A 15,205-nucleotide genomic window follows, 5' to 3' on the forward strand; every position below is an offset into this window, starting at 1 on the left:
TTATTTCGAATTATGTGGTATGATATGTCCATAAGATAGTCATCTGTAGTGTTCGTATGTTTGCTTTTTATTTGGGCCTAACACTCTTTGATCAGGGAGCCCAATAGGTTTTCTTGCAGCGCACACGCCTCTAAAGGAGGACTTGCAACACAAGAAACAGGGCACCCACCTGTTTAGAACAGGCCGAATGATCAAGCACTTTACAACTACGGCACAGACGGACTCTATCGGTACGCAAGACTTCGGTCTTGCGTATTTTTTTGTATTTTAATATTAATCTAAATTATAAATTGGGATGTTACTATTTTTGTAAATTGAAAAAAGTGGTAGCATGATATAATAAAAGTGAAGTAAAAGTTAAATTTTTAATGAGGAGTATGACAATGAAACATCAATTTTCACGTAATGAATTGGCCTATGGACAAGAAGGCCTAGATTTATTAAAGGATAAAACGGTCGTAGTATTAGGTGTAGGTGGCGTTGGTTCATTTGCAGCTGAAGCCTTAGCAAGAACAAATATAGGTCATATTATATTAATTGATAAAGATGATGTGGATATTACCAATGTAAATCGTCAACTACATGCTTTAACATCTACAATTGGTCAAAGTAAAGTGACGTTAATGGAAGAGCGTATCAAATTAATTAATCCAGAATGTAAAGTCACGCCACTTCACATGTTCTATACTGAGGAAACATATGAAGATTTATTTAATAATTATGATATCGATTATTTTGTTGATGCAAGTGATACAATTATTTATAAAGTTCACTTAATGAAAGAATGTTTAGCAAGAGGCATCAAAGTAATTTCAAGCATGGGAGCTGCCAATAAAACTGATCCGACGCGTTTCCAAATTGCTGACATTTCAAAAACACACATGGATCCAATGGCAAAAATTATCAGACAAAAATTGAAAAAAGCTGGTATTAAAAAGGGGATACCAGTAGTTTTCTCCGATGAAAGTCCTATCGTTATTAGAGAAGACGTCAAGGAAACTGTTGGTGATGCGAATGCTCCTACTAGAAAGGGACAAATGCCACCATCTTCTAACGCCTTCGTCCCTAGTGTCGTAGGGTTGATATGTGCAAGCTACGTTGTCAATGATATTTTAAAAGATATATCAGTTACGCGAATTAAAGATAGAAAGCAATAGTATAATTTATGTACAGTTAAAAAATACAGCAGATTAGAACAAAGTGGATTAGATTGTTCTTGTCTGCTGTTATTTTTATAAACATGTTATTTTAGTTTTTGTTGAGAGTCTAAAATATTGTCGTATATTGTTTTAAATTGTTGCTCGGTTTTAGAAGTAGTTTTAGGTTGATAATAGATACTATGCTTTAATTTGCTTGGCAAATACTGTTGAGGTACAAATCCGTTTTCATAACTATGTGGGTATTTATAGCCAATAGCTCGGCCTAATTCTTTTGCACCGGCGTAGTGACCATCCTTTAAATGGTCAGGTATTTGTCCTATTTTGCCTTTGCGAATATCAGATAATGCCGCATCAATGGCTGTTATGCCAGAGTTAGATTTTGGAGAGAGACAGAGTTCAATAACAGCTTGGCTTAAGGGAATGCGTGCTTCTGGAAAGCCTAGTCTTTCTGCTGATTCAATGGCAGCTAAAGTACGTTGACCTGCACTTGGTGATGCCAACCCAATATCTTCATAAGCAATAACTAGTAATCTTCGAACTATTGTTGGTAAGTCTCCAGCTTCAATCAATCTAGCTAAATAATGTAAAGCAGCATTCACATCACTTCCGCGAATTGATTTTTGAAAGGCGCTCATCACATCATAGTGCATATCTCCATCTTTATCACTAACAAATGCACCTTTTTGTAAACAATCCTTAGCATCTTGTAATGTAATAATGCGTTGCTTATTTTCGCTAACCTCAGAACTTAATACTGCCAATTCTAGCGCGTTAAGTGCACTTCTTACATCACCTTGACTTTGTGTAGAAAAATAAGTCATTGCCTCTGAATCTACTACTGGATGATATTGTGCTAAACCACGTTCACTATCTTCTAGTGCACGTGTTAATGAAAGTTTAATATCATCGTCATTTAATGGATATAATTCAAAAATTTGTGCTCTCGAACGAATGGCAGGATTGATGGCATGATATGGATTTGAAGTTGTGGCGCCAATGAGCACAATCTTTCCATTTTCTAAATGTGGCAATAAAAAATCTTGTTTCGCTTTGTCTAATCTATGAATTTCGTCTAATAACAGAATCACTTGACCTGACATTTTTGCTTCTTCCACAATAAGTTGCATATCTTTTTTAGTATTTGTAACAGCATTAAGCTGTCTAAATTTAAATTGTGTACTTCCTGAAATGGCTTTAGCGATACTTGTTTTGCCGATTCCAGGTGGACCATAAAATATCATAGAAGATAATCGTTTTGTTTCAACCATCCTTCTAATAATGCCTTTTGGACCAACTAAATGTTGTTGAGAAATTATTTCATCAATATTATTAGGTCTCATTCTTGAAGCGAGGGGTTCGTTTGTCACAATCTTTCACACCTTTCTAATTCTATATTAACGTAAAAAATGATAGAATGTTAATATATAGTATTCGAATTAAGTGAGGTTATATAATGAAAATTTCAACAAAAGGAAGATATGGATTAACACTAATGATATCCTTAGCTAAAAAGCAAGGCCAAGGGTGTGTTTCTTTAAAATCTATCGCGGAAGAGAATAATTTAAGTGATTTGTATCTTGAACAATTGGTGGGTCCATTGAGAAACGCTGGATTAATTCGAAGTGTTCGTGGTGCTAAGGGTGGTTACCAACTTAGAGTATCAGCCGAAGAAATTACAGCGGGCGATATTATTCGTTTATTAGAAGGGCCAATTACATTTGTAGAAAGTATTGAATCTGAACCACCAGCACAAAAACAACTTTGGATTCGTATGAGAGATGCAGTAAGAGAAGTATTAGATAATACAACACTAAAATATTTAGCTGATTATAAAGAGACAAATAATTTAGATGGATATATGTTCTATATTTAATTAATATAATGATTTGATAACATTGTTGTCTTTTAATCGATTATAAAGTAGATGGTTTCTATAAATTCAGCCTTATAAATTATTTAGCGTCTTTAAAGATTTAATTATTATGTTTAATTAAATTTTAAAAGTGGTATATAACAAACATATACATCGCTAAGGAGGTTTTTTAAATGGCTGATGAAAGCAAGATTGAACAAGCCAAAGGCAATGTAAAAGAAACTGTCGGTAATGTTACTGACAATAAAGATTTAGAAAATGAAGGAAAAGACGACAAAAAATCTGGCAAAGCCAAAGAAGTCGTTGAAAATGCAAAACAAAAAGCAAACGAAGCTATTGATAAATTTAAAAAATAAAATTTATATAACTTTAGTTTAAATCCGAAAGGGGAACATTACCATGGCTGAGAATTTCTTAGATAAAGCGAAAGAAGCTGCAAAAACAGTTTCTGACAAATTAAAGGATTCAGATAATGAAAAGGCGAAACAAGCGTCTGAACAAATTGACAAATTCACTGGTGGCAGTGATGATAATAAAGATAAAGACAACGAAAAATAAAATAGCTATTATATTTTAAAACTGTCGACAATATTGTTTTGTCGACAGTTTTTTTGCCTTATATAGCTTAGTTTATACAAGTTAATAAATAAACCAGCACATTATATTTTTAGCAATGTGCTAGTTGGTCATAGTTCTTATTTATTATCAGTGAAATGCGTGTCGATGATATTTTTAAGTTTTTTGTATGACTCTAATTGCGCATTTTGATCGTATACATAACTTATTGCCATTAGTTCATCTATTTCTCCATAAACCTCAATAAATGCTTCTAATTTTTGCTTTACTGTCTCTTCAGAACCAATTAAGGATTGATTTAATCTTTGTTGTGCCATTTCAAATTCTCTTGGTGTTAATAATCCTTTCAAATCATCAGTTGGTGGTTGTACAGGTTGCATTTTACCTCTAGTAATACTAACCATTACTTGTGCTTGAGTGGAAGCAAGGTAGTATGCTTGTTCATCTGTATCTGCAACTATTGCATTTAAACAAACAATCATATAAGGTTCTTGCAATACTTCTGATGGTTCGAATAATTCTTTATAAATTGACATTGCTTCTTTCATTTGTTGAGGGGCAAAATGTCCTGCAAATACATAGGGTAATCCTTTTCTTGCAGCTAAATGTGCAGAATCAGTAGAAGAACCTAAAATATAAAGAGGAACATTTTTATTCACTGCTGGGTATGCACGGACATATGACTGTTGGTTACTTGGTCCGAAATAAGTGGCTAACTGTTCTACCTCATCTGGAAATTCGTAAACGCCATTGTGTTGATCTCTTCTTAATGCACTTGCTGTCATCATATCAGTACCAGGTGCACGTCCCAATCCTAAATCAACACGGTTGGGAAAAACTGTTTCCATAGTACCAAATTGTTCAGCTACGATTAATGGCGCATGGTTTGGTAGCATGATACCTCCAGAACCAACTCTTATCTTAGATGTATGTTCTAAAGTGTGTTGTATTAATAATGCAGTTGCTGAGCTCACTAAATTAGGAGCATTATGGTGCTCAGCTATCCAGTATCGATCATAATCTAATGCTTCAAGGTTTTGCGCTAGTTTAACCATATCTTTAATAGCATCTTTGTCATCTTGACCTTCACGAATAGGCACTAAGTTTAGTGCAGAGAGTCTTACATCTTTCATTTTATTATTTCCTCCTCGGTGTTTCTAATATAAAGAAGTATAACAGTCGTTTTAAAACTTGCGTAAAATATTGCTCACTGTTATACTATATCCAAATTAAAACGTTAGGTGGCTTAAATTAGGACAATGGATAAAACTCATAAGATAAACAAATTAGAAACTAAAGCAAATATAAAATTATGGGATATGTCTATGTCTTAAACAGGCTCGTTATTATTAATAACAGAATAAGTAATGTAATTTTACTGTTGACATGTCATATCCATGAAAGTGGGGAATTGGTATGTCTTTTTATTTTACAGAAAAGCCATTTGAAAGGTTCGGCAAGACATTAATAGAAGAGGTTAATTTAAGTGTTGAACCAGGTGAACATATAGCAATTGTTGGTGATAACGGGGTAGGTAAATCAACATTACTCAATGCAATTTACAATAAATATAATGATTCAACGTATTTGATGGATCAAGAATTATCGAAGTATAAAAATGAAACGGCAATAAATTATATTATGTCGTGGTATCCAGAATTATTAGATATTAAACTTGCTATGCAAACTGATTATGAAAAAATTGGTGACTATATAGAACTTAATGGATATGAAATAGAAGAACAAATCATTTTACAAGCAAAGCAATTAAATTTAGAAGAGTCAGATTTAGATAAACAAATGGGGCAGTTAAGCGGCGGACAACAAACCAAAGTAGCATTAGTTCGAGCAATGATTTCAGAAAAAAATTTAATATTGTTGGATGAACCAACAAATCATTTAGATAAACAAATGATTCATATTGTCGTGGATTATATAAAGCAAGCAAAGCAAAGTATATTATACGTGTCACATCATAGAGGATTTATCGACGAAACTGCAACGCACATTATTGAAATTACACCACAAGCTACAAGAAAATTTACTGGTAATTATAGTCAATATAAATCCATTATAGATGTTGAAAGAGAAACTCAAAAAAAGGTATACGAGAAAAAGCAAAAAGAAATAAAAGCTTTGGAAGCAACCGTAGAAAGAGTTAAAAATTGGCATAAAACTGCGAATCAATCTGCAAGTGTTCGTAATCCGTTAGAGCAAAAGCGTTTGAGTAAATTAGCTCAAAAGGCAAAGGTTAAAGAATCACAAATCAATCAAAAACTTGAAAAGATTAAAGTCCAACAGCCTAAGTCGGATGATCGTCACTTCCATTTTGAGAATCAAGATGCGCTAAATAAAAAATATTTAATGCAATTATATGATTTTAGCATCACTATTGATGGTAAGAATATTTATCAAAATGCAAATTTCGAAATTAAAGATAATGAAAATATTATACTTACTGGCCCGAATGGTAGTGGAAAATCATTATTAATCTCAATTATCAAGCAGTCAATAATACCAGATGAGGGTGATATTTATATAACGCCTTCTCTAAAAATAGCTTATTTTGACCAAAAAAATGACAATTTAAATTATGACAGCACAGCATTAACAATGTTATTAAACATGGAGGGTATGGAACGTAGTCAAGCACAAACGATATTAGCGTCATTTGGATTTGATAACCAAAAAATAAACCTTCCAATTTCTCAATTATCTATGGGAGAGAAAAGTAGATTACAGTTTGTATTATTATATTTCTCAAATCCACATTTATTAATTCTCGACGAACCAACCAATTACTTCGATATTGCTACGCAAGATTTAATATTACAGATGCTAAAGCAATTTGCAGGACAAGTAATGATTGTGACGCATGATGAATACTTGAAATCTCAAATTACAGCGACACATTGGACAATTAAAGATAAAAGGTTAATGAATTTAACATTATCAGAGAAGCATTCACCCAATATGGTGGATGATACATTAAAATTATTAGATGATTATAAGTCGATAGATGAATTCGGACATTTTGAAACAGACAACTAGAAAATTTAATTAGATGGTGCTATCATTGGAACATTGATAAAAATTTAAGGAGTGTCAAACATGGAAGTATATGCAGACTACGCTGCAACAACCCCTGTAAAGCAGGAAGTAATCGATAAAATGATGGATATTTATACAGGTCATTATGGAAATCCTTCATCTATTCATAGTTTGGGACGAGATGCACGAAAATATTTAGATGAATCACGTAGAAATGTAGCCAAGATACTTGGCGCTAAACCGAGTGAAGTTATATTTACAAGTGGTGCAACAGAATCTAATAATACTGCTATAAAGGGTATTGCATATCAGTTACGTGAGCAAGGGAATCATATTATTACGACAAAAATTGAACACCATTCTGTACTCCATGTATTTGAACAACTTGAGCACGAGGGATTTGATGTAACATATCTAGATGTGAATAAAGAGGGAATAGTACAATTAGATCAATTAAAGGAAGCATTGACGCCATCAACTATTCTCGTTTCTATAATGTTTGTAAATAATGAAGTGGGTACTGTTCAACCAATGTATGATATTGATGCAATTGTTGCAGAGTCTAATGCACTCCTCCATGTTGATACAGTTCAAGCAATTGGTCATCTAGATATCAAGTTTAATGAGTTTGATATTGCGGCTATGAGTATTACAGCACATAAATTCGGTGGTCCAAAGGGTGTGGGTGCATTATTACTAAAAGAAAACACACCAATTCAATATACACAATTAGGCGGTGACCAAGAAGCGAAAAGACGTGCTGGTACAGAAAATTTACCACAGATTGTAGGTTTTTCAGAGGCCTTAACATTAGCTGATACACAACGTGATACAAATAATGTGCATTTGTTGAATTTGAAAAACTTATTTTTAGTATCATTGCAAGAGCGGTCAATACCATTTGAATTTAATGGATCAATGACTGACTCGACAGGTCATATTGTTAATTTATACTTCCCTTTTATTGATGTAGAAACATTACTTACATTATTAGATTTATCGAATATATATGTATCTTCTGGTTCCGCATGTACTGCTGGAACTACTACGCCATCGCATGTACTAGTAGCGATGTTTGATACAGATGAACGAGCGAAACATTCAGTGAGATTTAGTTTTAATGAATTAACTACAGAGCAAGAAGTTAAATATATAGCTACAGAAATCCATAAAATATACCATAAATTCAAGGAGGAAATTTAGTTGTCAAATAAAGATACACGAGTTGTAGTCGGCATGTCAGGTGGCGTGGATAGTTCCGTTACTGCTCACATATTAAAAGAACAAGGTTATGATGTCATCGGCATTTTTATGAAGAATTGGGACGATACAGACGAAAATGGTTATTGTACTGCTACAGAAGATTATAATGATGTTATAGCTGTATGTAATCAAATTGGTATACCGTATTACGCGGTGAATTTTGAACAGGAATATTGGGATAAAGTATTCACATACTTTTTAGATGAATATAAAAAAGGACGTACACCCAATCCAGATGTTATGTGTAATAAAGAAATCAAATTCAAAGCATTTTTAGAACATGCATTGAAATTAGGTGCCGATTATGTAGCTACAGGTCATTATGCTAGAATTCGCCGTCACGAAGATGGACATGTAGAAATGCTTCGCGGTGTTGATAACAACAAAGATCAAACTTACTTCTTAAATCAATTATCTCAAGAACAATTGTCACATGTCATGTTCCCTATTGGAGATATTGATAAAAAAGAAGTACGTAAAATTGCTGAAGAAGCGGGGCTTGCAACAGCTAAGAAAAAAGATTCTACTGGAATTTGTTTTATTGGTGAACGTAATTTCAAAGAATTTTTATCGCAATATTTACCTGCACAAGCTGGCGAAATGCGTACGCTATCAGGTGAAAAGGTTGGTATGCATGCTGGATTAATGTATTATACGATTGGTCAACGTCATGGCTTAGGTATTGGTGGAGATGGAGATCCATGGTTTGTTGTGGGCAAAAATTTAGACGACAATATTTTATATGTTGAACAAGGATTCCATCATGATGCATTATACAGTGATTATCTTATTGCTTCAGATGCATCATTTATCAATGCGGTTGATTTAGAAAAAGGATTTGCTTGTACTGCAAAATTCAGATATCGTCAAAAGGATACACAGGTCTTTGTAAGAAAAGAAAGTGAAAATGCTATTCGTGTGACCTTTGATGAACCAGTAAGAGCCATTACACCTGGACAAGCCGTTGTCTTTTATGATGGTGATGTATGTTTAGGCGGCGCTACTATTGATGATGTATTTAAAGAATCAGGTCAGTTAAGTTATGTAGTTTAATATATCAAATAGATTGGCAATGATTTAATATCGCTAGTATACTATGTAGAAGATAGTTTCTAGCGATTTCTTTTTGGCAATGTAAATATATTTATGATGCCGCAATGTTATAATAAAATCTCAGAAATGAGGGTTACAATGGAGCAAGAACAAATTTATGAATTAATTAAAGAAGGAAAAATTGAAGAGGCCTTAGCTGCGTTATTTAACAATATTGAGCAAGATCCACAACAAGTTGAAAATTATATTAACGCAGGCATATTAATTGCTGAAGCAGGGGAAGTTGAAAAAGCAGAAAAATTCTTCCAAAAGGCGATTACAATTGATCCTGAAAATGGAGCTATCTACTACAATTTAGGTAATGTATACTACAATGAAAGTAGATTTAAAGAAGCAATCAAGCTTTATCAGCAAGCGTTAAAATATAACATCGATAAGGTAGATACAAATTATATGATTGGCATGTCTTTCAATCATTTAGAAGCTTTTAAAGAAGCAATGCCATTCTTAATGACAGCTGCAGAATTAGATGAACGTCAAGATGTTGAGGTTCAATTTCAGTATGGGTTAGTGTTGTGCCATTTAGAAATGTTTGATGCTGCAATCAAACAATTAGAGCATGTTGTTTCTGTAGAACCTACACATACGGATGCGTTATACAATTTAGGTTTGGCGACATATATGCAAACGGAAGATACATCAAAGGCTATTGCTTATTTTGAACAAGCAGTTGCCGTAAATCCAGAACATTTAATGAGTCAACATGCAATAAAGACATTTAAAGCTATTGCAGAGGAGGAGTAATTATGGAGGACCCTACATTATTTAATCAATCAATGATTAAAGGCACAGTAGATGCTATACTTTTTCAAAATAAAGAAAATTTCTACACCGTCTTAAAGGTCGATACGATTGAAACAAATGAAAATTTTGATTCGATGCCTACAATTGTAGGGTTCTTTCCAGATATTGCTGAAGGAGACGTATATACCTTTAAAGGTCAAATAGTGACGCACGCAAAGTATGGTAAGCAATTAAAAGCAGAAACATTTGAAAAGGAATTACCACAAACGAAAGAAGCGATAATTAGTTACTTGTCGAGTGATTTATTTAAAGGTATCGGAAAAAAGACAGCGCAAAGTATTGTTAATAAACTAGGCGAAAATGCAATCAATGATATATTGAATGATCCAACTATTCTAGAAAATGTGCCTGGTTTACCAAAAAAGAAACAAAAGCAAATAGCTGAACAAATTGCGAGTAATCAGGAAACAGAGCAAATCATTATCAGGCTACATGATTTAGGCTTTGGTCCCAAATTAGCGATGTCTATTTATCAAGCTTATCTTGGTGAAACATTGACGATAGTTGAACAAAAACCTTATCAACTCGTTTACGATGTTAAAGGAATAGGTTTTAATAAGGCGGATACTTTAGCAAGAAACGTTGGAATACAATTCAATGATCCTGAACGATTGAAAGCTGGTGTGCTTTATGTTCTAGAGGAAGAATGTATCAAACAAGGACATACATACTTGCCAACACAAACTGTGTTAGATATGACCAGTGACATGTTGTCGAATCAACCACAAGAAATAATTAACCACGAACAATTAGAAGAAGTCATGCAACAACTTGTAGATGCAGATAAGTTAATACGTCAAGACACTGAAGTTGCAATACCAAGTTTGTATTATTCTGAATTAAAAAGTGTCCAAAACTTGTATCGTAATTTTACTTATACTAACAAATTAAAGGAAATTGAACAGTCAGATCTATTGTTAGAGATAGGTGAAATTGAAACGAGAAATGATGTTAATTATGCTGAGTCACAACGAGAAGCGTTACAAACTGCAATTAATTCAAAGGTAATGCTGTTAACAGGTGGTCCAGGTACAGGTAAGACTACAGTAATTAAAGGTATTGTAGAATTATATGCTGAAATACATGGGTTATCTCTAGATTATGACGACTATAAAAATGATGATTATCCAGTTGTATTAGGTGCGCCAACTGGAAGGGCATCGAAACGTCTAGCAGATGCAACAGGACTTGAAGCTATGACGATTCATCGTTTGATAGGTTGGAATCAAGATACCCAACCTGAAGATATCTTGGATAACGAGATATCAGCCAAATTAATCATTATAGATGAAATGTCAATGGTTGATACGTGGCTATTTCACCAATTTATGAATGCTGTACCAATAGATGCACAAATTGTACTCGTAGGCGATGAAGACCAATTGCCATCAGTAGGACCAGGACAAGTATTTAAGGATTTAATTGACTCAAAAGTGGTGCCACGTGTGAATTTAACTGAAGTTTATCGCCAGCAAGATGGTTCAAGTATCATTGAATTAGCACATCGTATGAAATTAAACGAACCTATTGATATAAGCCAACGTTATCACGATCGTAACTTTATTAATTGTAGTACTGAACAAATTCCCACTGTAGTCGAAAAGGTTGTGGGCAGTGCAGTGAAGAAAGGCTATGACATGAGTGATATTCAAGTATTAGCGCCTATGTATAAAGGGTCAGCCGGTATTAAAAAGCTCAATACAGTGTTGCAATCTATACTTAATCCTAAACAAAAAGATTCTAGAGAAATAGAATTTGGTGATGTGATATTTCGTAAAGGAGATAAAGTATTGCAACTTGTGAATAGACCTAGCGATAATATTTTTAATGGTGATATTGGTGTTGTTGTAGGTATATTTTGGGCAAAGGAAAATGCCTTGAATAAAGACGTCTTAGTCGTTGATTTTGAAGGAAATGAAATTACATTTTCAAGACAAGATTTAATGGAGTTAACACATGCTTATTGTACTTCTATTCATAAGTCACAAGGGTCTGAATTTCCAATCGTCATTATGCCTATGGTCAAACAATACTTTAGAATGTTACAAAAGCCTATATTATATACTGGATTAACGAGAGCTAAACAGTCTCTTGTATTTTTAGGAGATCCACAAGCCTTTGAAATAGGATTGAACACACATGGACAAGTGCGTTTGACTCAACTTTGTTCATTTTTAAAGGATTATTTCAATAATGAAGAAGCGGATACAGAAGCACAACAAATAAATGAATATGTAGATGCCGATACGGTTTTAACTGAAACAACAATGTTTAAAATTGACCCAATGATTAATATGGGCCAAATTTCGCCTTATGATTTTATAGAAGATTGACAATAAGGCGGAAAATAAATACAATATAACTAACGTTGCATAAAGATGAGTAAATTATGTTAAACCCTATAGAGATGTACTGGTCGCTGAGAAGTACAGTTAACATAATTGAACGCTACTTTATGTCAGTAAACATAAGAACTAATTGAGTGATAAGTGAGAATTGGTGGATTTTGATGATGTGATGCCATGTAGTCCGATTGATAACATGACTAAATATTATTAATTTACTAATTACTTATAACTAGGGTGGTACCGCGAAACGTTCGTCCCTTTTATGAGGATGGGCGTTTTTTATTTGCTGATTTATAGTATTACTGGAATTGTGCAGAACATGAGATGAGATGGAGGATATTTAAGGATGAAAAATCTAAAAGCAAGTGAAATTAGACAAAGTTTTATAGATTATTTTGTTGAAAAAGGACATATGGTTGAACCATCAGCACCTTTAGTACCAATTGATGATGATTCGCTATTATGGATTAATTCAGGAGTAGCGACTTTAAAAAAATATTTCGATGGCCGTGAAACACCTAAAAAACCAAGGATTGTAAATTCTCAAAAAGCAATTCGAACAAATGATATTGAAAATGTAGGTTTCACTGCAAGACACCATACATTCTTTGAAATGCTTGGTAATTTTTCAATTGGGGACTACTTTAAACGTGAAGCAATTACATTTGCTTGGGAATTTTTAACAAGTGATAAATGGATGGCAATGGAGCCAGAAAAACTATATGTCACGATTCATCCTGAAGATACGGAAGCTTATGAAATTTGGAATGAAGAGATTGGTTTAGAGGAAAGTCGAATCATTCGTATTGAAGGAAATTTCTGGGATATTGGTGAAGGTCCTTCAGGTCCTAATACTGAGATTTTTTATGATAGAGGAGAGCAATTTGGTGCTAATGACCCAGCAGAGGAAATGTATCCAGGTGGAGAAAATGAGCGTTATCTTGAAGTATGGAATTTAGTATTTAGTGAGTTCAATCATAACAAAGATCACTCATATACGCCGTTACCAAATAAAAATATTGATACGGGTATGGGATTAGAACGTATGGCATCAATAGCTCAAAATGTTCGCACGAATTATGAAACAGATTTATTTATGCCAATTATTAATGAAGTTGAACAGATTTCAGGAAAAAAATATTTAGAAGTTGAAGCCAACGATGTAGCATTTAAAGTTATCGCTGACCATATTAGAACGATTGCCTTTGCCATTGCAGATGGTGCTTTGCCAGCAAATGAAGGTCGTGGATATGTATTACGACGTCTATTACGTCGTGCAGTGAGATTCAGTCAAACTTTAAATATCAATGAACCATTCATGTATCGTTTAGTGGATATTGTGGCTGAAATTATGGAACCGTATTATCCAAATGTTCTTGAAAAAGCTGATTTTATTAAACGTGTAATTAAATCTGAGGAAGAGCGTTTCCATGAAACATTAGAAGAAGGTTTAGCAATTTTAAATAATTTAGTTGCAAATGCAAAAGAAGGCAACCATCAGATAAGCGGTAAAGATGCATTTAAATTATATGATACTTATGGTTTCCCTATTGAACTAACTGAAGAAATTGCACTACAAGAACAATTGTCAGTAGATATGGAAACATTTGATGCAGAAATGCAACAACAAAGAGATAGAGCAAGACAAGCACGTCAAAATACGCAATCTATGCAAGTACAAAGTGAAGTATTGAAAAATATTACAACACAAAGTAACTTTGTCGGTTATGATGTAATGGAGCAAGCTACAACAATAACTGATATACTATTTGACGGTGCATTAGTTGAATCTGTAGAAGCAGGTCAAAGCATTCACTTTATTTTAGAGGAAACACCGTTTTATGCGGTAAGTGGTGGTCAAGTTGCTGATAAAGGTACAGTTGGTAACGAACACTTTGAAATAGCTGTAAACGAAGTAACAAAAACGCCAAATGGTCAAAATCTCCACAAAGGTGAAGTTCAATTTGGTCAAGTTACAAAAGGTAGTACTGTAGAAGCTAAAGTAAATCAAAAAGCACGTTTAGCTATTGAGAAAAACCATAGCGCAACGCATTTATTACATGCTGCTTTGAAAGAAGTATTGGGAGATCATGTTAACCAAGCAGGTTCATTAGTAGAAAGTGATCGACTACGCTTTGACTTTTCACATTTTGGACCAATGAATGATAATGAAATTGCTGAAGTTGAACGTCGAGTTAACGAAGAAATTTGGAATAGCATCAATGTAAACATTAAAGAAATGTCAATTTCAGATGCAAAAGCAATGGGTGCAATGGCTTTATTCGGAGAAAAATATGGAGACGTTGTTCGTGTAGTCGATATGTCACCGTATTCTATCGAATTATGTGGAGGAACACATGTTAACAATACATCAGAAATTGGGTTGTTTAAAATTGTTAGTGAGTCAGGTACTGGTGCTGGAGTTAGACGTATTGAAGCGTTGACTGGTAAAGGTGCGTTCCAATATTTAGAAGCAGTTCAAGAAAAATTCAATGCTGTTAAAGATCTTGTAAAAGTGAAATCTGACGATCAAGTGGTTGATAAAGTGCAGCAAATGCAAGTAGACGAAAAAGAACTAACGAAGCAATTAGAACAACGTAATAAAGAAATTACGTCACTAAAAATGGGTGATATCACAGATCAAGTTGAAGAAATTAATGGACTTAAGGTATTAGCTACAGAAGTTGAAGTTGCAAATGCAAAAGCTATTCGTGAAACGATGGATGATTTCAAATCGAAGTTACAAGATACAGTAATTATCTTAATTAGTAACGTTGATGGAAAGGTTTCTCTTATCGCCACTGTACCTAAAGAACTTACAGGAAAAATCAAAGCTGGTGATATTATTAAGAATATGGCTCCACAAGTTGGTGGTAAAGGTGGCGGTCGTCCAGATATGGCTCAAGGTGGCGGAACTGAACCTGAAAACATCACAGAATCATTACGTTTCATTAAAAATTATATTAAATCACTATAACTTAAAACCATTGTCATGTAGAATGTAACTAAAGTATAGA

At 33.7% G+C, this 15,205-nt stretch carries 12 protein-coding genes and 1 other RNA gene; 11 read left to right on the forward strand and 2 right to left on the reverse strand.

Annotated elements, in window-relative coordinates; genetic code table 11:
• Positions 1-37 precede the first annotated feature (37 nt).
• Together ssrS and ACY191_RS08285 are read left to right on the forward strand one after the other, a co-directional pair.
• Positions 38-228, forward strand: a non-coding RNA gene (gene ssrS, locus ACY191_RS08280) — 6S RNA.
• 155 nt (positions 229-383) lie between these two features.
• Positions 384-1,157, forward strand: a complete 774-nt coding sequence (locus ACY191_RS08285; protein WP_042738512.1) for a tRNA threonylcarbamoyladenosine dehydratase — start codon at positions 384-386, stop codon at positions 1,155-1,157.
• Positions 1,158-1,243: 86 nt separating this feature from the next.
• On the opposite strand, the gene ACY191_RS08290 is transcribed toward ACY191_RS08285, so the two are convergent.
• Positions 1,244-2,527 carry a replication-associated recombination protein A gene (locus ACY191_RS08290; protein WP_042738513.1) on the reverse strand — a complete coding sequence of 428 codons (1,284 nt, stop codon included), beginning with the start codon at positions 2,525-2,527 and terminating at the stop codon, positions 1,244-1,246.
• 86 nt (positions 2,528-2,613) lie between these two features.
• Here ACY191_RS08290 and cymR point away from each other — a divergent pair, with 86 nt between their 5' ends.
• The 3 genes from cymR (at position 2,614) to ACY191_RS08305 (ending at position 3,591) form a co-directional block, all read left to right on the forward strand.
• A complete protein-coding gene (cymR, locus tag ACY191_RS08295; RefSeq protein ID WP_042738514.1) occupies positions 2,614-3,033 on the forward strand; it encodes a cysteine metabolism transcriptional regulator CymR in 420 nt (139 codons plus the stop codon).
• A 173-nt stretch (positions 3,034-3,206) separates the two neighbouring features.
• Positions 3,207-3,389, forward strand: a complete 183-nt coding sequence (locus ACY191_RS08300) for a CsbD family protein (RefSeq protein WP_042738515.1) — start codon at positions 3,207-3,209, stop codon at positions 3,387-3,389.
• A gap of 43 nt (positions 3,390-3,432) precedes the next feature.
• Positions 3,433-3,591: a hypothetical protein gene (locus ACY191_RS08305; RefSeq protein WP_162846333.1), complete on the forward strand. Its 159-nt coding sequence runs from the start codon at positions 3,433-3,435 to the stop codon at positions 3,589-3,591.
• A 137-nt stretch (positions 3,592-3,728) separates the two neighbouring features.
• Here the strand turns inward: ACY191_RS08305 and ACY191_RS08310 are convergent, their stop codons facing one another.
• Positions 3,729-4,742 (reverse strand): LLM class flavin-dependent oxidoreductase, encoded by a 1,014-nt coding sequence (locus ACY191_RS08310; RefSeq protein WP_042738516.1) that lies wholly within the window; start codon positions 4,740-4,742, stop codon positions 3,729-3,731.
• A 283-nt stretch (positions 4,743-5,025) separates the two neighbouring features.
• On the opposite strand from ACY191_RS08310, the gene sal(D) reads away from it, so the two are divergent.
• The 6 genes from sal(D) (at position 5,026) to alaS (ending at position 15,165) form a co-directional block, all read left to right on the forward strand.
• Entirely contained in the window at positions 5,026-6,660 is a 1,635-nt protein-coding gene (gene sal(D), locus ACY191_RS08315) for an ABC-F type ribosomal protection protein Sal(D) (RefSeq protein ID WP_229367256.1), read from the forward strand.
• A gap of 60 nt (positions 6,661-6,720) precedes the next feature.
• Positions 6,721-7,863 (forward strand): cysteine desulfurase family protein, encoded by a 1,143-nt coding sequence (locus ACY191_RS08320; RefSeq protein WP_107511914.1) that lies wholly within the window; start codon positions 6,721-6,723, stop codon positions 7,861-7,863.
• Positions 7,864-8,976 carry a tRNA 2-thiouridine(34) synthase MnmA gene (mnmA, locus tag ACY191_RS08325; RefSeq protein WP_042738518.1) on the forward strand — a complete coding sequence of 371 codons (1,113 nt, stop codon included), beginning with the start codon at positions 7,864-7,866 and terminating at the stop codon, positions 8,974-8,976.
• A 138-nt stretch (positions 8,977-9,114) separates the two neighbouring features.
• The gene (locus tag ACY191_RS08330; protein WP_042738519.1) at positions 9,115-9,780 is read left to right on the forward strand and encodes a tetratricopeptide repeat protein; all 666 of its coding nucleotides are present in this window, start codon (positions 9,115-9,117) and stop codon (positions 9,778-9,780) included.
• Between the two features lie 2 nt (positions 9,781-9,782).
• The gene (gene recD2, locus ACY191_RS08335) at positions 9,783-12,173 is read left to right on the forward strand and encodes an SF1B family DNA helicase RecD2 (RefSeq protein WP_229367255.1); all 2,391 of its coding nucleotides are present in this window, start codon (positions 9,783-9,785) and stop codon (positions 12,171-12,173) included.
• Positions 12,174-12,534: 361 nt separating this feature from the next.
• Positions 12,535-15,165: an alanine--tRNA ligase gene (gene alaS, locus ACY191_RS08340; protein WP_229367254.1), complete on the forward strand. Its 2,631-nt coding sequence runs from the start codon at positions 12,535-12,537 to the stop codon at positions 15,163-15,165.
• Positions 15,166-15,205: the final 40 nt, after the last annotated feature.

The organism is Staphylococcus sp. TCBT05, from assembly GCF_055179755.1.

What these genes read in the sequence shown, in the direction of transcription:
- ACY191_RS08285 (WP_042738512.1), top strand. Translation starts at nt 384, where the DNA reads ATGAAACATCAATTTTCACGTAATGAATTGGCCTATGGACAAGAAGGC.
- cymR (WP_042738514.1), top strand. Translation starts at nt 2,614, where the DNA reads ATGAAAATTTCAACAAAAGGAAGATATGGATTAACACTAATGATATCC.
- ACY191_RS08300 (WP_042738515.1), top strand. Translation starts at nt 3,207, where the DNA reads ATGGCTGATGAAAGCAAGATTGAACAAGCCAAAGGCAATGTAAAAGAA.
- ACY191_RS08305 (WP_162846333.1), top strand. Translation starts at nt 3,433, where the DNA reads ATGGCTGAGAATTTCTTAGATAAAGCGAAAGAAGCTGCAAAAACAGTT.
- ACY191_RS08310 (WP_042738516.1), bottom strand. Translation starts at nt 4,742, where the DNA reads ATGAAAGATGTAAGACTCTCTGCACTAAACTTAGTGCCTATTCGTGAA.
- ACY191_RS08320 (WP_107511914.1), top strand. Translation starts at nt 6,721, where the DNA reads ATGGAAGTATATGCAGACTACGCTGCAACAACCCCTGTAAAGCAGGAA.
- ACY191_RS08330 (WP_042738519.1), top strand. Translation starts at nt 9,115, where the DNA reads ATGGAGCAAGAACAAATTTATGAATTAATTAAAGAAGGAAAAATTGAA.
- recD2 (WP_229367255.1), top strand. Translation starts at nt 9,783, where the DNA reads ATGGAGGACCCTACATTATTTAATCAATCAATGATTAAAGGCACAGTA.
- alaS (WP_229367254.1), top strand. Translation starts at nt 12,535, where the DNA reads ATGAAAAATCTAAAAGCAAGTGAAATTAGACAAAGTTTTATAGATTAT.